The 21,294-nt window shown below is 43.7% G+C and carries 17 protein-coding genes; 11 read left to right on the top strand and 6 right to left on the bottom strand.

The window, feature by feature from the left end; all coding sequences use genetic code 11:
* Positions 1-20 precede the first annotated feature (20 nt).
* A complete protein-coding gene (locus QJS82_RS06430) occupies positions 21-623 on the bottom strand; it encodes a TetR/AcrR family transcriptional regulator (RefSeq protein ID WP_201565827.1) in 603 nt (200 codons plus the stop codon).
* Between the two features lie 414 nt (positions 624-1,037).
* On the opposite strand from QJS82_RS06430, the gene QJS82_RS06425 reads away from it, so the two are divergent.
* On the top strand, positions 1,038-2,528 hold the full coding sequence (locus tag QJS82_RS06425) for an aldehyde dehydrogenase family protein (RefSeq protein ID WP_281491627.1): 1,491 nt from the start codon (positions 1,038-1,040) through the stop codon (positions 2,526-2,528).
* Positions 2,529-2,671: 143 nt separating this feature from the next.
* On the opposite strand, the gene QJS82_RS06420 is transcribed toward QJS82_RS06425, so the two are convergent.
* The gene (locus tag QJS82_RS06420) at positions 2,672-2,902 is read right to left on the bottom strand and encodes a hypothetical protein (protein ID WP_201565831.1); all 231 of its coding nucleotides are present in this window, start codon (positions 2,900-2,902) and stop codon (positions 2,672-2,674) included.
* A gap of 409 nt (positions 2,903-3,311) precedes the next feature.
* Between QJS82_RS06420 and QJS82_RS06415 the strand changes: the two genes are divergently transcribed.
* The gene (locus QJS82_RS06415) at positions 3,312-4,565 is read left to right on the top strand and encodes an NnrS family protein (RefSeq protein ID WP_281491626.1); all 1,254 of its coding nucleotides are present in this window, start codon (positions 3,312-3,314) and stop codon (positions 4,563-4,565) included.
* Between the two features lie 163 nt (positions 4,566-4,728).
* Positions 4,729-5,316, top strand: coding sequence for an Rrf2 family transcriptional regulator (locus tag QJS82_RS06410; RefSeq protein ID WP_201625606.1), 588 nt, complete (start codon positions 4,729-4,731; stop codon positions 5,314-5,316).
* Positions 5,317-5,565: 249 nt separating this feature from the next.
* Here the strand turns inward: QJS82_RS06410 and QJS82_RS06405 are convergent, their stop codons facing one another.
* Both QJS82_RS06405 and QJS82_RS06400 read right to left on the bottom strand, forming a co-directional pair.
* Positions 5,566-6,312, bottom strand: coding sequence for a hypothetical protein (locus QJS82_RS06405; protein WP_281491625.1), 747 nt, complete (start codon positions 6,310-6,312; stop codon positions 5,566-5,568).
* A gap of 195 nt (positions 6,313-6,507) precedes the next feature.
* Positions 6,508-7,512 carry a dienelactone hydrolase family protein gene (locus QJS82_RS06400; protein WP_281491624.1) on the bottom strand — a complete coding sequence of 335 codons (1,005 nt, stop codon included), beginning with the start codon at positions 7,510-7,512 and terminating at the stop codon, positions 6,508-6,510.
* Between the two features lie 633 nt (positions 7,513-8,145).
* Here QJS82_RS06400 and QJS82_RS06395 point away from each other — a divergent pair.
* Positions 8,146-9,270 carry an MFS transporter gene (locus QJS82_RS06395; protein WP_227692376.1) on the top strand — a complete coding sequence of 375 codons (1,125 nt, stop codon included), beginning with the start codon at positions 8,146-8,148 and terminating at the stop codon, positions 9,268-9,270.
* Between the two features lie 87 nt (positions 9,271-9,357).
* Here the strand turns inward: QJS82_RS06395 and QJS82_RS06390 are convergent, their stop codons facing one another.
* The gene (locus QJS82_RS06390) at positions 9,358-9,930 is read right to left on the bottom strand and encodes an IS630 family transposase (RefSeq protein WP_281490614.1); all 573 of its coding nucleotides are present in this window, start codon (positions 9,928-9,930) and stop codon (positions 9,358-9,360) included.
* Complete coding sequence (locus QJS82_RS06385) at positions 9,851-10,153, bottom strand: IS630 transposase-related protein (RefSeq protein WP_348651550.1); 303 nt, start codon at positions 10,151-10,153, stop codon at positions 9,851-9,853. The genes QJS82_RS06390 and QJS82_RS06385 overlap by 80 nt, the downstream gene beginning before the upstream one ends.
* Before the next feature lie 419 nt (positions 10,154-10,572).
* On the opposite strand from QJS82_RS06385, the gene QJS82_RS06380 reads away from it, so the two are divergent.
* The 7 genes from QJS82_RS06380 to mmsB all read left to right on the top strand — a co-directional run bounded on the left by QJS82_RS06380 (position 10,573) and on the right by mmsB (position 21,111).
* On the top strand, positions 10,573-12,243 hold the full coding sequence (locus tag QJS82_RS06380) for a fatty acid--CoA ligase (protein WP_281491623.1): 1,671 nt from the start codon (positions 10,573-10,575) through the stop codon (positions 12,241-12,243).
* Positions 12,244-12,537: 294 nt separating this feature from the next.
* On the top strand, positions 12,538-14,658 hold the full coding sequence (locus QJS82_RS06375; RefSeq protein ID WP_281491622.1) for a propionate--CoA ligase: 2,121 nt from the start codon (positions 12,538-12,540) through the stop codon (positions 14,656-14,658).
* A 296-nt stretch (positions 14,659-14,954) separates the two neighbouring features.
* On the top strand, positions 14,955-16,439 hold the full coding sequence (locus tag QJS82_RS06370; RefSeq protein ID WP_281491621.1) for a CoA-acylating methylmalonate-semialdehyde dehydrogenase: 1,485 nt from the start codon (positions 14,955-14,957) through the stop codon (positions 16,437-16,439).
* A gap of 196 nt (positions 16,440-16,635) precedes the next feature.
* On the top strand, positions 16,636-17,796 hold the full coding sequence (locus QJS82_RS06365) for an acyl-CoA dehydrogenase family protein (protein WP_281491620.1): 1,161 nt from the start codon (positions 16,636-16,638) through the stop codon (positions 17,794-17,796).
* Between the two features lie 132 nt (positions 17,797-17,928).
* Positions 17,929-18,711: an enoyl-CoA hydratase gene (locus tag QJS82_RS06360; RefSeq protein ID WP_281491619.1), complete on the top strand. Its 783-nt coding sequence runs from the start codon at positions 17,929-17,931 to the stop codon at positions 18,709-18,711.
* Between the two features lie 72 nt (positions 18,712-18,783).
* Positions 18,784-20,052 (top strand): enoyl-CoA hydratase/isomerase family protein, encoded by a 1,269-nt coding sequence (locus QJS82_RS06355; RefSeq protein WP_281491618.1) that lies wholly within the window; start codon positions 18,784-18,786, stop codon positions 20,050-20,052.
* Between the two features lie 96 nt (positions 20,053-20,148).
* The gene (gene mmsB / locus QJS82_RS06350) at positions 20,149-21,111 is read left to right on the top strand and encodes a 3-hydroxyisobutyrate dehydrogenase (RefSeq protein WP_281491617.1); all 963 of its coding nucleotides are present in this window, start codon (positions 20,149-20,151) and stop codon (positions 21,109-21,111) included.
* The last annotated feature ends 183 nt before the right edge of the window (positions 21,112-21,294 follow it).

Here is a 21,294-nt window from a genome sequence, read left to right as displayed (position 1 = left end):
TTATTAATTTTACACAGCTTTTAGCGACCAAGCTGCGAGGTAGTCATCAGCCAAACTTCTGCTAATGGCGTATCGGTTTGACTGATCTTAGCGACTAAACTGGCACCCAACCACGCAAAATACCAACGCTTGGCCATACTTTCGGCGGCGATATTGTCAGGGTGAGGTATAGAACCATCTGCCCAGCCTGCTTTTATTTGCACAGCAATCCAGTTGATGGTTTGTTGATAACCGGCATACAGAGCCTTACGCATGGTTTCTGAGATATCAGCCACTTCCGCACTGAGTTTTACTACCAAGCATTTCTCATGGTCGCAGCCCTTTTGCTGGGTGTCATACCAGTTTTGAAAATAGTTATAAATCTTTTGTTGTGCGCTAATTTTTTCAGCAGTAATCGCCTCGAGGCGATTTTTATAGTTGTCAAAATAGTGCTCGATGATGGCTTCACCAAAGGCTTCTTTTGATGCAAAGTAATGATAAAAGGAGCCTTTTGGCACACCAGCGGTATCAAGTATTTGTTTGATACCGACTGCGGTAAAACCTTTTTGCGCAATGAGTTGATAGCCGATGGCTAACAGGTGCGCTCTGGTATCTGATGGAGCAGTGGTTGTAATAGCGGACATGAAGAGGATGTTCTCCTTAGATCTTTATTTGGTGATGTCATTAAATGGTGATGTCGTTAAATTAAGTGAGATAAAGCAGGGCTTTAAAGGTACTTTTTTAATCGAAAGAAAAATAATAATTTTGAGTGTTACGTTTTTTCAACAATACTTAGTGATAAATGATTCTTATTTTTATGCTGACTATGTTAGCATTAGACCAGTCGTCTAGCAAGTTACGTTTGTTATCGATGGTTAATGGCGAATGGTTATTTTACACTATCGTTTCATAAAACCATCATTTCCCAACATAACCATTGCACATAACTGTTTTGCAGTGTACCTATTCCAAATGTAGCAGCTCGATGCTTTAATTAACTAAGCGTTTTAATGAACCAAACGTTTTAAATAACAAGCATAAAATAAATAAGGATTATTATGTCAACCGATACTAAGAATACTCAGCAGAGCGTATATAGCGATTTTCATTTGCAGTATATCGCAGGCTCATGGCAACAGGGCAAAGACGATAGCGTCAATACTGATGTCAATCCATATAATGGTGACACGCTGGTCGAGATTAAACAGGCGACGAAAGAACAGCTTGATGAAGCCTATCAGGCAGCAAATGCGGCACAAAAACAATGGGCACAAAAGACGCCAGCTGAGCGTGCCAGTTTAATGTATAACGTCGTCAATGTCTTAGATCAGCGTCAAGACGAAATTGTCGATTGGCTCATTAAGGAATCGGGCAGTACGCGTATCAAAGCAATGGTAGAGTTCGGTAGTGCGCGTGCGATTACCCTTGAAGCGGCCAGTTTCCCTAATCGTGTGCATGGTGAAATTCGCGCATCAAACACCCCCGGTAAAGAAAACTTCGTCTACCGTGAGCCAATCGGTGTCGTAGCCGTTATTAGCCCATGGAACTTTCCGCTACACCTTACCCAGCGTTCTATCGCGCCTGCGTTAGCACTTGGTAACGCGGTCGTGCTTAAGCCTGCAAGTGACACACCTATTACCGGTGGTTTACTGTTAGCAAAAATATTCGAAGAAGCAGGTTTACCAAAAGGACTGCTTAACGTCGTAGTTGGTGCGGGTAGTGAGATAGGGGACGCCATCGTCACTCATGATATTCCAAGCTTTGTATCCTTTACCGGTTCAACTTCAGTCGGCAAACATATTGGCGAATTGGCCAATGGTGGCGACTACATCAAGCAAGTGGCGCTTGAGCTCGGCGGTAATAGCCCATTTGTGGTATTAAAGGACGCCGATATTGAGCAAGCGGTAAAAGCCGCCGCCTTTGGTAAGTTCCTGCATCAAGGTCAAATCTGTCTCGCTATCAACCGTATTATCGTTGAAGATGAGATTTATGATGACTTCGTAGAGCGCTTCTTAGCTCATGTTAAAACCTTAAACGTCGGTGATCCGAACAAGCAAGATACGGCAGTCGGTCCAATCATTAATGAAAAACAAGTCAAGTCACTGCAAGAAAAAATCGCTAAAGCACAGCAAGAAGGTGCCAAAATGATTTTGAGTGGTGAGATTAAAGGTCAGGTAGTACCGCCGCATATCTTTACTGAAGTGACGCGCGAGATGGATTTGTCGCGTAATGAGGTGTTCGGGCCATTGGTCGGGATTATTCGTGCCAAAGATGAAGAGGATGCGTTATCGATAGCCAATGACTCCATGTATGGTCTATCGAGTGCGGTATTTACAGCAGATATGCAAAAAGGTTTGCGCTTTGCTCGTGGTATCAGAGCGGGCATGACCCATATTAATGATATCTCAGTCAATGATGAGAGCAACATGCCATTTGGCGGTGAGAAAAACTCAGGTATTGGTCGCTTTAATGGTGAGTGGATACTGGAAGAATTTACCAGAACGCATTGGATATCAATGCAAAACGAACCGCGTCAATATCCGTTTTAATCAGTGCATTCTAATCAACGCATTATGGATAAACGTACTTAGATGTAGTTAGATAAATATTTCGATATAAAAAAAGACCGCCTGAATGGTGGTCTTTTTTTCTTATTTACACGCAATGATTCTAAAGTTTTATAGTTCTAATGTTATTTAGAATGAAAGCCTAGTAATGCTTCAATCTCTTCGATAGTCATATGTCGAACCAATGCTTGCTCTTCTACTGTCAGACGGTTGGTATGTTCTTTTATCATTGTATGGATGCTACGAGAGATCTCAGATGTCGTTGCATAATACATTTGCGGCTGTTCCTTGGTCAGTAGGGTCAAAAACCTATTAACGATTTTACGTTTTTCAATCGGTGCATGCGCTTCTGTCATGACAATCTCCTAAAAGTGAACCATTCATGCAGTCAAATTAACTGTGGTCATTACCTATGATGGTAATGGTGAGGGCAAATATCAAGCTATGTGTGACTTTAGAGTTTTATGCCGCTGTAAATTATAGAAGGTAAGTTATCGAATATCACTTATCGAACATCTGTTATCGAGTATAAGCTATCTAATATCAGTTATTAGATACAGATTGGGCTAAGATAAGACTATCCAGTCTAGCGCTTTATATCAATTATAGCTGTATATGATAACTGCTTTAATGAGTCACTACTTGAATGAGTCACTGCTTTAATGAACCACGGCAGTCATATAGTTTAGGTGGCATTATAATTAACATTCATATAAAATGAATCTTTAAGACATACCTTCTAACTTTTATTATAAGAAGTCTGCTATGCAATCAATTAATCTACCTAGCAAGCCACCAAGCTCACCGCATCCCATACTCAACTTGAGCTTTCGGATATTTTTTAGCGCAGGGGCACTATTTGCCATTATAACCATGGCGTTGTGGGCATTTGTGTTTACTGGACATACAGATATCGATGCGCAAACGTTGAATCCGCTGTATTGGCATGGTCATGAAATGATTTACGGCTATGCGCTGGCCATCGTGGCGGGATTTTTATTGACTGCAGTTAAGACTTGGACGGGCGTTATGATGCCGCATGGCTACAAGCTGCTCGGTATTTTTGTCTGTTGGTTGCTGGCGCGTTTGGGCTGGGTAGGATTTGGCTTAGGTATCACGGTTGCTGGTAGCAGCGCGGCGTTACTATATGCGGCGGCGGTATTCGATTTATTGTTCATCGGCACGATGGCTTTTGTGATTTTCCGTGCAGTATTGCAAGTTAAGCAATATAAGCAAATGGGGATTTTAGCCAAGCTTGCATTATTAACAGTGGGCAATGCTTTGTGCTATTGGGGCATTATCAGCGCCAATATGAATCTGACCAAAGTTGGTGTTTATTTAGGTTTTTATTTGATTATCGGCTTGGTATTGACCATCGGTCGCCGCGTGGTGCCGTTCTTTATTGAGCGTGGTCTAAGTGTGCCAAATGCTCAAGGTGAAACCGAAGCAGTGACGGTACGTAATAATAAAGCGCAGGATATCGCAAGCTTATTGTTCTTCTTTGCTTTTTTTATCACTGATATGTTTTATCCCAATAAATACTTGCTGACCATCAGTGCACTTGGGGTGGCGGTGGTCAACATCGTACGCTTAGTTGGCTGGTATCATCGTGGTATTTGGCAAAAACCGTTACTATGGTCGTTATATATCGCCTTTTTAGGGATGTGTGTGAGCTTTGTATTGTACGCACTGCAGCCATGGTTAGGCTATAATCACAGCATTGCGGTACATGGATTATCGATTTCCGGTATTGGCATGATGACGGTGGCGATGATGGCGCGGGTGTCGCTCGGTCATACGGGGCGCAGTATTCATCAGCCACCCAAAATCGTCAATGCGATGTTCGCGCTTATGGCAGTGGCGTTTGTCAGTCGGGTATTTTTGCCATTAATCGATATGAGTCATTACTTATTATGGATCATGCTGGCACAAAGCGCTTGGATAGCTTGTTTTGCCTTGTTTTGTATCAGTTATTTGCCGATACTGGCACGCCCGCGACCAGATGGTTTATTTGGCTAATAAGGTATTGAAACGGTTAAAATGCAACTGATTTAAGTAGTTAAATAGTTTAAAAGCTAAAGCTAAAGCTAAAGCTAAAGCGACTTAAAACATAGCATTTTAAAACATAGCATTATTTCAAATTATAAAGTTAATAGTTATAACAAACATTGGAGTGCAAAAAATGCGACTGACCAACTATAGTGATTATGCGCTGCGCTCATTAATATATTTGGCGACCAAGCCTGAGCCGCACCTATTGGCAAATATCAGTGATATTGCCAACAGTTATCACATTTCTAGAAGTCATTTGACCAAGATTATTCATCAGCTCGGGCAACTTGGCTATATAGATAGCGTGCGCGGTAAAAACGGTGGGATTCGCTTGGCGTGTGCGCCAAAAGACATCAATTTGGGGGTGTTAATCAAACAGATTGAGCCTGATTTTAATTTGGTTGAATGTTTTTCGACCGATTTATTGATTAATCCTAAGCCTGACAATGCTAATTCTGACAGCTCTTTTAATAGTAATGATGATAATGCGGTTGCCAAGGATTTGTCTTTGACGCTGATTGATGAGGAAGCAAGTGCGGGGGTCAAGTCAGGTTGTATTATTAGTCCTGTCTGTCAGCTAAAACAGGTATTCTTTGAAGCATTGACCGCTTTTATCAACGTCCTTGAGCGTTATACATTGGCAGATATTATCAGTAATGAGGCAGAGCTTGCGGAGTTATTGTTTTATAGAAATGGCCTGAATAGCTTTGTAAAATAGAAGCTTTATATAGTCAGTTCAAAATAAAAGCGATATGTTATAGCTATGTGCGACTGGTATAAATTTTCCTTGCTTGCTGTGCGCCTTGCACTCCAGAGGCTTCGAAAAATTCATCCCAGTCGCACTGTATCAATTTTAAAGTGATTCTACGATATATAAAATCGCCACAAAAAAAGGCTGCCCCGCTAGTAATAGTATGGGCAGCCTTTTTTATTATCAATTTTTAAAGCATCTAAGCAATCTAAGCGTTTAAGCATTTTTAAGCTTAGGACGGGCTTTATCAATGGCTTTTAATAAGGCTTTTTCAAACTCACCCTCTTTAAACTTCACTAAATAAGAATGCGCGGCACAGAAGTTACGTACCTCGCGCCATTCATGGGCCAAATTGGTCGCCCAGTCGCAATACTGCTTGCCAGCATTAGGCTCATCTTTTAGTGCTTTTTTGGTCGTTGGGTGCAATAACAGTTCCGGTAGCACCGCTTCTAGTAATTTGGTTGGTGGACTCATAAAAGTATCATCGACGTGCAAGCTTTTACTGGCAGGATGGAATACCAACAGCGAGCCTGCATGAATCATCTCATTGGGCGAGATATAATGAATACCTTCTGACATAGAAAACTTCAGCTCAGGGTAGCGCTTGGCGACCGCATTGCTTTCGACCAAATCGTCTGCCCATTGAATTTCGGGGATTTTTTTATGATGACGGCTACTGCCATAAAAAGTTGCTTGCGGGAAGTCCTTTGCCATTTGTGCGCAGTGGACAGTATGAAAGGGGTGGACATTGAGCACCGCTTCGACATCTTGCCCATTATTGGTTAACGCCATTACCTCATCGCGTACGTCGCCGGTGAGCTCGTAGCTGTCTAAAAATATAAAGCGACCTGAGGCTAATTTTACAAGCGAGCACTGAGTGCCTATATTTAGCATCCCGCCTAAGCGAAACGTGCCACGAATATTCCAAAATCCTGCACCCAAATCATGTATTTTATCGGTCATTGATACTTTTCCTTAATCGTTATTTTATGAGTTTTTTAATTATTAGTAATAGCAATGAATTATGCATAGTTTTTGATTATGATTTTTTGAGCATGCAAAGTCTGTAAGCAAAAGGATATCAGCACTATAAATATGTAAGTTTGAAAAAGATAAAGCAGAAAAAGTATTAAATGCAAGGCGATTTAAGAGCATCGCTTATCCACAATCTTTATAATCGTAAGCAGATATACGAGGGCTACTGCCATAGTTTTCGTTATTGCATAAGAATTTATCGAAGCGAGTATCATCATTGATGTAGCGGTGCATCCAAGCAATACCTGGCTTACTGAGTAATATCTCGTTAAAGCGATAGCTTGGACAAAAGTGGCTGCCATTTTTTATCTCAATCTTCATTTTTGCGCCAGCAGCATTATTATAAAATGGACTACTGTATTTTTTATTAGAGGCAATGCGGTCATTTTGGCAAGTGATAAATAAAGCAGGCGTGTCCATGTTGCCGTAGTCTTTATCATGATAGGGCGTTTGCGGAATAATGGCCCGAACGTCACTGCGCTTGGTCGCTAACTGCAGCGCGCCACCACCGCCCATTGACCAGCCGATAGCGCCTAAACGTGTGCTATCTATTTGCGCAACCACCGTACTATCGCTAAGAATATGATCGAGTGCGGCGCTTAATTGGGTGGCACGGCTATCGGGGTCATCATAAATAGAGTTGGTATCGATAGTAATCACCACAAATCCCCAAGATGCCAGACGCGGCCCCCACCATTTGATAGAGGCTTTATAAGACACATAACCGGGAATCACCGCGATACCGCCTAACAGACCGCAGTCACCAGCATTGGTAGGATAATGAATGGTTCCGCCGCCGAAGCCATTGGCTAGTTGCCGAGGAACAGATTTAGTTGCCACCGTAAAAGGACCATTATCGCGCGTAGCTGACAGCTCAGCCGCTGTAATGACACTGTCAGGAATACAGTTTGAGGTAGGCGATGCTGATGTTGTCGTGGTTAAAGGTATTTTAGTTGCGGGCACTTTGGTTGTTAAGGTGGCGGTTGACAGCTCATTAATTGAAAGCTTTTCAATTACTGGCTGTTTAATTGGGGTTACTTGTTCTGAGGCGACCGCTGCCACATGCATAGAAACAATCAGTGCGCCTGTCGCTGCAATCAATCTTATATAAATAGCGTTGTTTAACATGATAAAGGGTCTATTATTTGAGGTCTTTTGGTATGTAAGGTTTATTCTGTGCGTTACTTTATTCTATGCATTACTTTGTCAGGCTAGTGCTAAAGTGGTGATATCAATCATAAATAGCAGGGCAAAATAATAGTAGACAGTAATCTATTAGCTGTCAAAAACATTAATCACCTCTACAGTGTTAAAATCAGCCTAGCATTTTAGGGTTGAAAAATTTGTCATTAACAGCACTTGAATAAAAATCCTTTATGATAAATAACATTCATAAATAGCATCGCGAATAACACACCGAAACCTGAGTCTGGTATTTGCTGTGATAAACTCACAAATCATGCATCGTTTTATAGTCAGTCATAAGTTTTATTATTATAACGATTTCATGCTATCGCTTTATTTCTCTCACCTATGCCGTCTAGCTTCCAGCTAAAAAAGGCGTCCAATATAGTCAGTAATACTTTGAATAATAATATAAATAACAGTATAAATAGCGACATCAATGTCAATGTTGATGGTAGTGGCAAAGATAGCAGCGCTATCCGCCGCCATATTCAAACGCCCAATCAGCTACCTAAGCCGCCGCTGCCATTTGATGCGCCTTCATGGGTATTGAAGCTGACGATTGGCTTGATTGGGATGTTTGCTTTTTTGCAGGTCTATTCTATTCAGGCTATTTTGCCAGTATTGATGGTGGATATGTCCGCAACTGAGGTGCAGGCGGGCATGATTGTCGGCGCTACCATATTGGCGATTGCTATCATGTCGCCATTTTTGGGGATGCTTTCTGATGCCGTTGGTCGTAAGTCATTTATCGTTGGAGCGCTCTTGTTTTTAGCGATACCTACTGCGTTAATTGCCCAAAGTCCCAATATCGGTTGGATGGGCATGTGGCGGTTTATGCAGGGATTGTCTGTACCCGGTATTACGGTGGTGACGATTGCTTATATCGGTGAAGAGTTTGAGGGGCGCGCGGTCACTGAGCTGATGTCGTTTTATGTCTCAGGCTCGGTGCTTGGCGGCTTTATGGGGCGTTTTTTACTTGGACACTTGCATGAGCTTATCGGTTGGCGCGCCGGCTACTATGTAATGGCAGGTATGACGCTTGTCGGGGCGCTGTGGGTCGGTAAAATGCTACCATCGTCACGGCACTTTATTGCCAATCCCAATTTTCGCTCAGCCATGCAGACCCTTGGTGAGCATTTAGTCAACCGTTATGTCGTCACGTCCTGCTTACTTGGTGCTTGTGTCCTGTTTTCTTTGGTAGGCTGTTTTACCTTTATTAATTTGCATTTGGCCGATACACCTTATGAATTAAGCACGGGTGCGCTTGCCAATATTTTTGCCGTGTATTTAATAGGCGTTATCATCACCCCATTATCAACGACGTTGCTACGCCGATTTGGCTCAGCGCGTACGGTTCGAGTAGCGATGGTTATCTCGATGCTTGGCGTGCTGTTAACATTGCTAACACCGCTTTGGGGAGTCGTGATAGGGCTTGCTGTTATGTCCACTGGCGTCTTTATTACGCAAGCTGCCACCATCAGTTATATCGCGGTCAATGTTAAAAAAGGACGTTCATTGGCGTCGGGCTTATATTATATGGGTTATTACGCAGGCGGCACGATGGGCGCGTGGCTCTGCGGCATCGCTTATGCACGTGGCCAATGGTCGCTGACAGTTTGGTTATTATTGTTTGTGCAAGTGCTGGCGTTATTGGTTGCTAGCATTGGTATGGTCAAAACAAATCCTCGCGCGAATTAAGAGAATTTTTCGGATAGCGTTTTTTGAGCGCCTATTATTAAGAAAATGATTCTTTTAATAAACTGGCTTTTAGTACACTGCATATAGTCAGTTCAAAATAAAATTGTTATGGCTAGGACAAATATCATAAAACAATTTGGATAAGTCGTTTTGCATCCAGCCTTGGCGTAGAAACTTCACCTGAGCCCATTTTTTCTCGATAGGATTCAGATCAGGGCTGTACGGCGGCAACCATAAAATACGATGACCATGTCTATTAAGTAGCTTTTGAATACGCTTACTCTTATGAAATCTGGCGTTATCCATCACAATCACGCATTTGGTTTTAAGACTTGGGATTAGCTTGTGTTTGCACCAGTGATAGAAGACGATGCTGTTGATGTTTGTCTCAAAGTAATCTAGTGCAAACAGCATCTTTTCATATAGAGCACCGATAACGTTGGTTCGCTTTTTACCTTGCCAGTTGTAGCTATCGATACAAGGCTTACCAATCGGTGCATAGCCATAAGGACGAATAGTTTCAGCTTCAAAGCCGCTTTCATCCATATAAACGATGGGATAGCCTTGCTGCATGAAGCTATTAAGTTTGCTCTGATACTGTGCTCTTTTTATCGGACAGGCTTTTGGATGTTCTAAGGTCTTTTTTTTGACTGATACCAAGCCGCTTTAGGGCATGATAAATGCCTGTTTTACTACAATTTAAACGACGCGCTCGCTCATACTGGTAATCATCGGGGTGTTCTTTAACATCATTAAGTAGCACGTCATCTGGTATTTTATAGGGTTTGGTTTGCCTGGTTGTTTTACTATGAACACGTCTCTTCCAGTTTTGTATGGTGGTTGGGCTGAGATTATAGAATTCAGCTGCCTCGGCAAAGGTCATACCCTCGTCTAAGCTTTTTAGTACTTGTTTGCGAAAATCTAGCGAGTAAGTCATAGTCTTTATAATAACAATTGAATTTGATGATTAGTTTATAACACTTTTAGGTGGGATTAACTATATTAATTCAGCACTTTTTAATACTATGTTTTTTAACTTAAGGTAGCCTTGTTATAACATAATAACTCGTGTGTTTAAATGCCAATCAACGTACTGGCCATCGTATGCTACTTACGCAAGCACGCTTTACATAGCCAAGGTTTTTTCTTACTATCAATAGAGCTTATTAAGAATGACGATAAGTATTGCCATCCATTATAGCCACGCGTATACCGATAAAAATGCTCTGTTTTTATATGTTTTCTAAAATTTATTAATAGTGTTTTAAAATAATTAAAACCACCTACAAGGAAGTTAAATTTATGTCAAATATTTATCATAGTGCGCCGTCAGCCTACGATTATCCGCTAATCGTCAAGCAACTGTTAAATCGTGCCAAAACGGTATCGCTAGAGCAAGAAATCGTTTATGCCGATAAAAAACGCTTCACTTATAAAGAGTTATTTGGACGTATCAATCGCTTAGCCAATGTTTTAGCAGATTTAAAGCTTGATGCCGGTGATGTGATTGCAGTCATGGATTGGGACAGTCATCGCTACTTAGAGTCATACTTTGCCATACCGATGTCAGAATATATCTTGCAAACCGTCAATATCCGCTTGTCACCTGAAAAAATTCTTTATACCATCAACCATGCTAAACCAAAAGTATTGCTGCTCAACTCTGAGTTTGCGCCCTTGGTGAAAGATTATCAGTTTGAAAACTCCAGTATTGAGCATATTATTTGGCTTGATGACAATGGCGTGACGCATGAAGGCGTCTTTGGCGGCAATCAAAATCGCGTCACCGGTGAATATGAAGCGCTGTTAGATGCTGCTAGTAGCGAGTTTGAATTCCCAGATTTTGATGAAAACACCATTGCCACCACCTTCTATACTTCAGGCACGACCGGCGATCCAAAAGGGGTGTTCTTTAGCCATCGTCAATTGGTATTACATACGCTGACGGAAGCGGCGACGCTAGGTATGCTGCCCAACAAGCAAGGCGTCAGTTACGGTGATGTGTATATGCCGATGACGCCGATGTTCCACGTTCATGCGTGGGGTTTCCCGTTTACCGCCACTATGGTTGGTCTAAAACAAGTCTATCCAGGTCGCTATGCGCCCGATGTATTGATGGATTTAATCATCAATGAAAAGGTCAGTATCACCCATTGCGTACCAACGATTTTGCAGATGGTACTCAAAGAAGCGCAAGATCGCGATGCCAGTTTTAATGGGTTAAAAATGATTATCGGTGGCTCTAAACTGACCGAAGGCTTAGCAAAAGCAGCATTGGCACAAGGTATCGAAGTTTATACTGGCTATGGTATGTCTGAGACCGCCCCCCTTATTAGCTTGACAGAATTTAGCCTCAATGAGCCTGAGATGTCTGCAGAAGAAGATATCGCCCGCCGTTGTATGACCGGTAAGCCGGTACTGATGGTAGACGCTCAAGTATGGAATACTGACAATGAATCTGTCGGTATGGGTAAAGACAATACGGGCGAGTTGGTGCTGCGCGCGCCTTGGTTAACGCAAAGCTATCTGAAAAACGACGATGCGGGTAAAGAGCTGTGGGAAAATGGCTATATGCATACGCAAGATATCGCCTACATCCAGCCTGATGGTTATATTAAAATCACTGATCGTCTAAAAGACGTGATTAAATCAGGCGGTGAGTGGATATCGTCATTAGAGATTGAGACGATTTTATCGTTACATCCAGCGGTGGCTGACGTGTCAGTGATTGGTGTGCGTGATAAACAGTGGGGCGAGCGTCCGCTAGCCTTGATTGTGCTTAAACCTGCTTGCCAAGATACCAGCGCCGATGACATCAAAGCGATTGCCGAGCAAGCTGTTGAGCGCGGTATTATTCCTAAGTATGGCGTGCCAAGTCAGTTTAAATTTGTCGATGAGCTACCAAAAACCTCGGTAGGGAAACATGACAAAAAAGTCATGCGCGAGATGTATGCCAATCAAACAGAGGTGTAATCGCTTAGAGTGGTTAACTTTTAATGCGATTATGGCTAGTAAAGTATCAAGTAGCTGACACGCTTAATAGTTGACCTTTATCACTAGCTCTGCTACATTTTAAACCGATACATAACGTATCGGTTTTTCAGTTCTGGCAGGGATAGCCAGTTTTATATTATGATATTATTGAATAAGAGCGTATCTTATAAAGCATCATATTATGAAGTTATATCTTATAAAATTGCTTCTTATAACATTGCTTTTTATAAAAACTTACAGCATTACCCATCGTTTACGCTAAGGACAGCCATTATGAACGAGCAAGCTAACTCTCAAACCAGCAATCAAAGCAGTCATCAAACCAGCAATCAAGCTGTGAATCAAAATAACAATCACAATAATAATCAAAGCTTCAATCAATCCTCTAGCCAAAATTCTCAAGCGTCATTTGATAGCAAGCAAACCTTTGCAGATATTTATCAGTCCTCCATTGATAATCGCGAGCAGTTTTGGGCTGAGCAAGCCAAGCGCATTTATTGGCATAAAGAGCCTGAGCAAATCCTTGATGACAGCAATCTGCCGTTTGCTAAGTGGTTCGTCGGCGGTGAGACCAACCTTTGTTATAACTGTGTCGATCGCCATCTTGCAGAGCGCGCCGAGCAGGATGCTTTTATTTGGCTATCCTCTGAGATTAACCAAGAATTAATAGAAACCTTTCCTACCGTCGTCGATGCCTTTAAAGATTTGGGCAATAACGTTGAGCTCTATACTGACTATACCAAGCGTCGTCTGACTTATAATGACCTTTATAAAGAAGTCAATTACTTTGCCGATGTACTGCAGCGTCATGGTATCGGCAAGGGCGATCGTGTCATCATTTATATGCCGATGATATTAGAAGCGGCTTATGCCATGCTAGCCTGCGCGCGTATCGGTGCCGTACATTCGGTGGTATTTGGTGGCTTTGCTGCCCATAACTTGGCCATTCGTATGGATGACGCCGAAGCAAAAATGGTCATCACTGTCGATGCAGGTTTACGCGGTGGAAAAGTTATTAATTATAAAAGCCTCGTCAATCAAGGCGTTGAGCAAGCAACGGTCAAGCCCGAGCATGTACTAGTCGTCAATCGTGGCGTGTTGCCGTTTGAGAAAAAAGCTATCGATGTCGATTATGCAACCCAGCGCCGTATCAGTTGTGAAGCCAATGCGATTGTTGAGCCAGTATGGTTAGAGTCAAATATGCCGTCGTATCTTCTGTATACCTCAGGCACTACCGGTACGCCAAAGGGCGTACAACGGGATACCGGCGGTCACGCAGTGGCGCTAACGACATCGATAGATTATATCTACGATGGCAAGGCGGGCGAGACCTTTTGGGCGATATCTGATATCGGCTGGGCGGTTGGGCATTCTTATACCATTTATGCGCCATTGCTCGCTGGCATGACCAGTGTAATGTATGAAGGCTTGCCACATCGTCCAAACCCAGGTATTTGGTGGCGGATTGTCGAAGCCAATAAGGTGAATATTCTATTTACCGCACCGACCGGTGTGCGTATGCTAAAAAAACAAGATGAGACTTGGATGACACGCTATGATGTTTCTAGCCTTAAGTCATTCTTTTTGGCAGGTGAGCCACTTGATGAGTCAACGGCCAATTGGCTGACCAAGCATTTAGGGGTGCCGATTTTAGATCATTATTGGCAGACAGAGTCTGGCTGGCCAATTCTAAGTAATACGCCCAAATTTAATCATAAACCGCACAAACAAGGCTCGCCCGGTTATCCTATGTATGGTTATGATGCCCACGTCATCAATGAAGAAACCGGCGAGCTTTGTAAAGCTGGCGAAAAGGGCTTGCTCGCCATTCGCGCACCACTGCCACCCGGTTGTCTCACCACCGTATGGCGTAATGACGAGCGCTTTATCAGCAGCTATTTTGGTCTGTTTGATGGCAAGCACTACTCAACCTCGGACTATGCAGTGACGGATGAAGATGGGTATTTCTATATCTTAGGACGTACTGATGATGTGATTAACGTCGCCGGTCACCGTATCGGCACCCAAGAGATTGAAGAGGCGATAAGCACCCATCCAGAGATGGCAGAATGTGCAGTCGTGGGTATTAAAGATCAATTAAAAGGTGAGTTGCCCATTGCTTTTTGTGTGTTAAAAGATCATGAGCAAGTGGCGACGACCGAAAACCGTTTCCGTATTGAGCAGCAAGTCATCGGTGCGGTGGTCAAATCGCTTGGCGGTATCGCAAGACCGGCAGCGATTTATTTCCCGCAAGCATTACCAAAAACGCGCTCCGGCAAAATATTACGCCGCGCTATCCGTGCTTTAGCCGAAGGTAATGAGACAGGTGATATGTCAACGCTTGATAACCCAACCGCGATTGATGCGATTAAGCAGTCGATGAAAGACTATTAATCTAATGGCGTATTAATTGAAAAAATTCAGTCATCTTAATATCGGGAAAAGCTCATGTACAATCATGGGCTTTTTGGTTTTTAAACGTTAGAGAATTTAAAGAGTCGCAAATTCTTAGATAAAAGTTTGATAAAGCACTTGACCCTAAAATTGATTTATTGCTATAGTCAATAACGATACGAAATAAATCATTTTAAAAATTAAGTTTGATTGATAAAAACTTATCGTTTTTATCTCTTTTTTGAATACTAGGACACCATAAAAGGGTAGTCTCGCAAACAAGATAAGGATATCTTATGCACCACGTTAAACAGCTCATCAATGGTCAATTTGTTGATTCTAATACCAGCGAATGGATTGATATCACCGATCCTGCCACACAAGAAGTTATTGCTAAAGTTCCGCAAACCACTGACGATGAAATCAATCAAGCCGTCGCTGCCGCCCAGAAAGCCTTTCAGACATGGCGCAAAACGCCAATTACTACTCGTGCGCGTATCTTTTTAAAGTATCAAGCACTCATACGCGATCATATGGATGAGCTGGCAGAAATCCTGACAGCAGAGCAGGGTAAAACCATTGCTGACGCTCGCGGTGATGTATTCCGTGGTCTAGAAGTCGTCGAACATGCAGCAGGTATTGCCAATCTACAAATCGGCGACTTCGTTGAAAACGTCGCCTCAGGCGTAGACACTTATAGTATCTGGCAGCCACTTGGCGTCTGTGCTGGTATCACCCCGTTTAACTTCCCAGCGATGATTCCACTATGGATGTTCCCAATGGCGATTGCTACGGGTAATACATTCATTCTAAAGCCTTCTGAACAAGATCCAATGGTGACTATGCGTCTGGTTGAGCTTGCCGTTGAAGCGGGCGTACCTGAAGGTGTGTTAAACGTCGTACATGGCGGCAAGGCGACCGTTGATGCCATTTGTGATCATCCAGATATTAAAGCGGTTTCATTTGTTGGCTCAACCAACGTCGGCAAGCATGTCTATGAGCGCGCTAGTCAATCTGGCAAACGCGCCCAGTGTATGATGGGTGCGAAAAATCATGGCGTTATCCTACCTGATGCCAATAAAGAGCAAACCCTTAATCAGCTAGCGGGTGCAGCATTTGGTGCTGCCGGTCAACGTTGTATGGCATTGTCAGTCGTGGTGCTAGTCGGCGCAGCAGGGGAATGGATTGACGATATTAAAGCTAAAGCAGAAGGCTTAGTGGTCTCAGCAGGTAAAAACGACAAGGATTTAGGTCCGCTCATTTCACCTGCCGCAAAAGCCCGTGTTGAGCATTTGATTGGAACTGGGGTAGAAGAAGGGGCAAGTTTAATATTGGACGGTCGCGGTATCACGGTCGAAGGCTATGAAAAAGGCAACTTTGTAGGACCAACTATCTTTGATAACGTTACCGCTGATATGCAAATATACAAAGAAGAAATCTTTGGACCGGTACTTTGTATTATGCGTGCAGCCGACCTTGATGAAGCGATTGAGCTGCTTAATGCCAATCCACATGGTAATGGTACGGCGATCTTTACTCAGTCGGGCGCTGCTGCGCATAAGTTCCAACAGGATGTGCAAGTTGGTCAAATCGGTATTAACTTGCCGATTCCTGTGCCACTACCGATGTTCTCGTTCTCAGGCTCGCGTGCTAGTAAACTTGGTGATCTCGGTCCTTATGGTAAGCAGGCAGTACAGTTCTATACTCAAACCAAGACGGTCACTGCCCGCTGGTTCGATGATGAGGCAAGCCGCGGCGTCAATACCACTATTTCAATGTAATCGTTAATCCAATATATTGGCAGCATCTCAACAACATAGCGACAATCTTACTCAGTATGTTTTTAACAAAGCATAATTTATGATTGTCGTTATAGCGCTGCTATACTGTATAACCAACACGGTTTAAACCACAGTAGACTGACGGCTTATGACCTTTTCTCCAGCATATTTGCTATGCAAGCACAAGGATGACCCTATGGATTTCTCATTGACCGAAGACCAAATTGCCTTTCGCCAAACCGCTCGGCAGTTTGCTCAAAAAGAGCTAAAGCCCAATGCGGCTGAATGGGATCGCACCTCGCACTTTCCAATTGATGTGATTAAGAAATCAGGTGAGCTTGGCTTTTTGGGGTTATATACCAATCCAGAATATGATGGCTTAGGGTTACCACGCTTAGACTCTGCCATGGTGTTTGAGGAGCTGGCATGGGGTGATACGGCAGTGGCTGCTTATATGAGTATCCATAATATGGCGAGCTGGATGATCGGTGAGTATGGTAGTGATGCCTTGTGCAAAAAGTATTTACCCAATATGGTCAGTGGTGAATGGCTTGGCAGTTACTGCTTAACTGAGCCGAATGCCGGTTCTGACGCCGCCTCATTACGCACCAAAGCCGACAAGCAAGGCGACTATTATGTACTCAATGGCGAAAAAACCTTTATCTCAGGCGCAGGCTCGACTGACGTCTTAGTGGTTATGGCGCGTACAGGCGGTGCAGGGCCAAAAGGGGTTTCAGCATTTGTGGTAGACGCTGACAGCGCTGGTATCGAATATGGTAAAAACGAGCATAAAATGGGTTGGAAAGCGCAACCAACCCGTACCATCAGCTTTAAAGATGTCAAAGTACCAGCAGAAAATTTAATCGGCGAGGAAGGCCAAGGTTTTCGCATTGCGATGAAAGGCTTAGATGGCGGTCGTATCAATATTGGTATCTGTGCAGTAGGTACGGCGCAGTCAGCGCTAGAGACAGCGACCAATTACGTGCAAGAGCGTAGCCAGTTTGGTAGCCCGATTGCCAGCTTACAATCAGTACAGTTTAAGCTTGCTGACATGCTCACACAAACCATTACTGCGCGGCAAATGCTTTATTTAGCAGCTAATAAAGTCGATAACAATGACTCGCAAGCTTCTACCTACTGTGCGATGGCAAAGCGTCTCTCCACGGATCTTTGTTTCGATGTTGCCAATGAGGCATTACAGTTGCATGGCGGTTATGGCTATCTAAATGAATATCCGCTTGAGCGCCATGTACGAGACTTGCGTGTGCATCAGATTTTGGAAGGCACCAATGAGATCATGCGCGTGATTGTCTCGCGTCAGCTTATGCAAGATGATGCACTGAGTCAATTGCGTTAATCGTAGTACGCAGCTATTTTATGACAATACTTTTATAGCAATACTTTAAGTGCTCTATGATTTTCTAGGGCTCTTTTACCTAGCGTCTCACCAATAAATCGTACCAAATTCAGATAAAATAAAGGATTATTTATGACGGATTATACCAATCTCAAGTTATCAATCGACGGTCACATTGCTACCGTAACACTGAATAACCCGCCAGCCCATACGTGGACGATGGACAGTCTGCCAGCGCTCAAACAGCTGGTCACTGACCTCAATGCCAATGATGATGTTTATGCCTTAATTATTCATGGCGATGGCGAGAAATTCTTTTCAGCAGGTGCGGATTTAAATAATTTTTCAGACGGTGATAAAGGCCAAGCAATCAGCATGGCCATTGCTTTTGGTGAAGCGTTTGAAGCGCTATCAGCATATCGCGGTGTCAGTATCGCGGTTATCAATGGTTATGCGATGGGTGGTGGACTTGAGTGCGCGCTGGCCTGTGATATCCGTATCGCAGAAGCGCATGCACAGATGGCCTTACCAGAGACTGGCGTGGGCTTATTGCCATGCGCAGGCGGTACGCAGAATCTGCCTTTACTGGTTGGTGAGGGCTGGGCGAAACGTATGATATTGTGCGGTGAGCGCGTCGATGCCGAGACAGCATTACGCATTGGCTTAGTCGAAGAAGTCACGGCAAAAGGTGGCGGCTTATTAGCGGCGCAAGTCTTAGCGCAAAAAGTCGCTAAGCAATCTCCTGTTGCCGTCAGTTACTCTAAACAGCTTATCCAAGCCGCAAGAAACACCCCGCCTGCACAGAACCTTATCCATGAGCGCGAAGCTTTTGTTAAGTTGTTCGACACCAAAGACCAGCGTGAAGGTGTGCAAGCATTCTTAGAAAAGCGCAAACCCACTTGGCAAAATAAATAAGCCAAAATAAATAGACCAAATTGAATCAGACTTAGCGCTAATATTTTTCCTTTTAATTTTTAGGTTACTTTTATGACAGCAGCGACGACGGCGACGGACGATACTAATAATCAAAATTCTGTAGAAAACATCACACAAGCAGCGCCGGTATTGTTCAATACTGAACCGACAGAGTGTGGCCATCTGATTGGGATAATGACGTTAAATACGCCCAAATCTCTCAATGCGCTCAGTGTCGAGATGTGTCAGTTATTAGCCCAGCAGCTAGAGCAGTGGCAAAATGACGATCAGATAGTGGCATTGGTATTAAAAGGCGCAGGAGAAAAGGCGTTTTGTGCCGGCGGTGATATCCGTAAGCTGTATGACAGTATGTCTACCAGTGCGCCGCTACCGAACCCTTATGCGACAGAGTTTTTTGGTCATGAGTATCGTCTTTATCGGCAGATGCATTTTTATCCAAAGCCATTAATCCTCTGGGGCGATGGCATTATCATGGGTGGCGGCATGGGTCTGATGGCAGGTTGTAGTCATCGTTTGGTCACTGAGCGCACCCGCTTTGCTATGCCAGAAGTGACTATTGGACTGTTCCCAGATGCTTCTGGCAGTTGGTTCTTACAGCGCATGCCAGCTAAAACAGGTTTGTTCTTAGGGCTGACGGGTGCGATGTGTAATGGCAATGATGCGCTATTAGCCAATCTTGCAGAGTATGCCGTTGCCAGTAGTGAATATGATGCCGTCATACAAGGTTTAAAACAGAGTAATTGGCAAGTGGCAGCAGGTAGTACCGATAAATGTCACAACGATAGTGCCTACAGTATTGTTAGCCGTGCACTAGCAGCGCAACCAGTAGCAGAATTGCCTGCAAGTAAGCTTGCGACATATTGGAAACCTATACAGCAGTTGATGAACAGCGGCGGACTGGGAGATATTGATGCACTTCTACAAAGTGACGAAGCGCTTGCAAAGCTAGATACAGACTTTGCAGCAGACAGCTGGACGCAGCGCGCAGTAGATACGTATCGACATGGCTGCCCAGTTACCGCTGCTTTGACCTATGCGCTTTATCATAAAGTGACTGATTTGTCGCTAGAGCAAGTCCTATATTTAGAGACCAACGTAGCTGTGCATTGTGCCGCCAATCCTGACTTTAAAGAAGGCGTACGTGCGCTACTGATTGACAAAGATCGCAACCCACAATGGTCACGTTCACTGGCAGACTGTCTCAGTAGCGAAGGGCAGGCGTATATACATCAGCACTTTGTGAATCCTTATGCTAAAGGTGAGCATCCTTTAGGCGATTGGTTGGGTGAAGACGCTTTAGGCAGCCAGCTTGTACGCTAAGAGCTTATCGGCTCATTATAAGAATCAGGTATAAATTAAAAAACGTAAAACTATGTGTAGCACTGTCTGCATAAGCAATCATCAAGGAGCGATGAGATGGGTACAAAGGATTCAGGTTTAAGCAATAAAGAGTCAAACAATACTGCCAAGCCAAATATAGCCTTTATTGGGCTTGGCAATATGGGCGCACCGATGGCAGAAAACTTGTTAAAGGCAGGTTATACGCTATCGGTTTATGATTTATCTGCGGAGGCGACCGCGCGCTTGCAACAAGCAGGTGCCAGTGTGGCTGATAGTCCTAAAGATGCTGCAAGCAATGCGCAAGTCGTCATTAGCATGTTGCCTGCAGGCAAGCACGTCCATTCTGTCTATCTAGGAGATGATGGCGCTGATGGCGCTGATGGCTTACTAGCAGAATTACCCAAAGGCACATTGGTCATTGATAGCAGTACCATCGCTGCAGCTGATGCAAGATTGGTAGCAGAGGCAGCAAGTAAGCTTGGCATAGACTTCTTAGATGCGCCAGTCTCCGGCGGTACAGGCGGCGCCATCGCTGGTAGTTTAACCTTCATCGTCGGTGGTAGCGACGATGCGTTCGCCAAAGCTGAGCCGATACTAGCCGTCATGGGCAAAAATATATTTCATGCTGGCGAGCACGGTGCTGGACAAGTTGCGAAAATCTGCAACAACATGCTGTTAGGCATTCTAATGGCGGGAACGGCAGAGGCGATTAATTTAGGGGTTAAAAACGGCCTCGACCCTAAAGTGCTATCAGATATTATGCTACAAAGCTCAGGTCGTAATTGGACGTTAGAGGTCTATAATCCTTATCCACAAGTGATGGAAAATGTACCTTCTAGCAATGGTTATAAAGGCGGCTTTATGAGTAAGCTGATGCAAAAAGATCTTAACCTTGCGATGCAAACGGCTAAGGACACGGATGTTGAAACGCCTATGGGTGCCAAAGCGACGGAGCTTTATGAAGCACATACGGTAGAAAACGGCGAGAAGGATTTTTCTAGCATTATGGCGCGTCATGATAGTTCGGTGTTGTCTTAAAGCACGAAACGCTTAAAATCCTTAATCAGTTTTGCATAGAGTGTGTTTCTATAGTCAAAATATCCTAAAAACGCTACGGTATTGCTGATATCAATTTTTTGTAGCCTCTGTCTGCGCAGGCACAGCAAGCAAGAAAAATTGATATCAGCAGTGCGTGATGTGTCGATATTACTTTTCACTCAC

Source organism: Psychrobacter maritimus (assembly GCF_029953575.1).
GTDB lineage: Bacteria > Pseudomonadota > Gammaproteobacteria > Pseudomonadales > Moraxellaceae > Psychrobacter > Psychrobacter maritimus.
This window is presented reverse-complemented; position numbering and strand designations above follow the sequence as displayed.

Bases quoted from the DNA above. Each gene is read 5' to 3' on its own strand.
- QJS82_RS06430 (WP_201565827.1), bottom strand. From the start codon at position 623: ATGTCCGCTATTACAACCACTGCTCCATCAGATACCAGAGCGCACCTG.
- QJS82_RS06420 (WP_201565831.1), bottom strand. From the start codon at position 2,902: ATGACAGAAGCGCATGCACCGATTGAAAAACGTAAAATCGTTAATAGG.
- QJS82_RS06385 (WP_348651550.1), bottom strand. From the start codon at position 10,153: ATGACCTTTGCCGAGGCAGCTGAATTCTATAATCTCAGCCCAACCACC.
- QJS82_RS06370 (WP_281491621.1), top strand. From the start codon at position 14,955: ATGCACCACGTTAAACAGCTCATCAATGGTCAATTTGTTGATTCTAAT.
- QJS82_RS06405 (WP_281491625.1), bottom strand. From the start codon at position 6,312: ATGACCGATAAAATACATGATTTGGGTGCAGGATTTTGGAATATTCGT.
- QJS82_RS06400 (WP_281491624.1), bottom strand. From the start codon at position 7,512: ATGTTAAACAACGCTATTTATATAAGATTGATTGCAGCGACAGGCGCA.
- QJS82_RS06425 (WP_281491627.1), top strand. From the start codon at position 1,038: ATGTCAACCGATACTAAGAATACTCAGCAGAGCGTATATAGCGATTTT.
- QJS82_RS06360 (WP_281491619.1), top strand. From the start codon at position 17,929: ATGACGGATTATACCAATCTCAAGTTATCAATCGACGGTCACATTGCT.
- mmsB (WP_281491617.1), top strand. From the start codon at position 20,149: ATGGGTACAAAGGATTCAGGTTTAAGCAATAAAGAGTCAAACAATACT.
- QJS82_RS06395 (WP_227692376.1), top strand. From the start codon at position 8,146: ATGTTTGCTTTTTTGCAGGTCTATTCTATTCAGGCTATTTTGCCAGTA.
- QJS82_RS06355 (WP_281491618.1), top strand. From the start codon at position 18,784: ATGACAGCAGCGACGACGGCGACGGACGATACTAATAATCAAAATTCT.
- QJS82_RS06410 (WP_201625606.1), top strand. From the start codon at position 4,729: ATGCGACTGACCAACTATAGTGATTATGCGCTGCGCTCATTAATATAT.
- QJS82_RS06415 (WP_281491626.1), top strand. From the start codon at position 3,312: ATGCAATCAATTAATCTACCTAGCAAGCCACCAAGCTCACCGCATCCC.
- QJS82_RS06365 (WP_281491620.1), top strand. From the start codon at position 16,636: ATGGATTTCTCATTGACCGAAGACCAAATTGCCTTTCGCCAAACCGCT.
- QJS82_RS06375 (WP_281491622.1), top strand. From the start codon at position 12,538: ATGAACGAGCAAGCTAACTCTCAAACCAGCAATCAAAGCAGTCATCAA.
- QJS82_RS06380 (WP_281491623.1), top strand. From the start codon at position 10,573: ATGTCAAATATTTATCATAGTGCGCCGTCAGCCTACGATTATCCGCTA.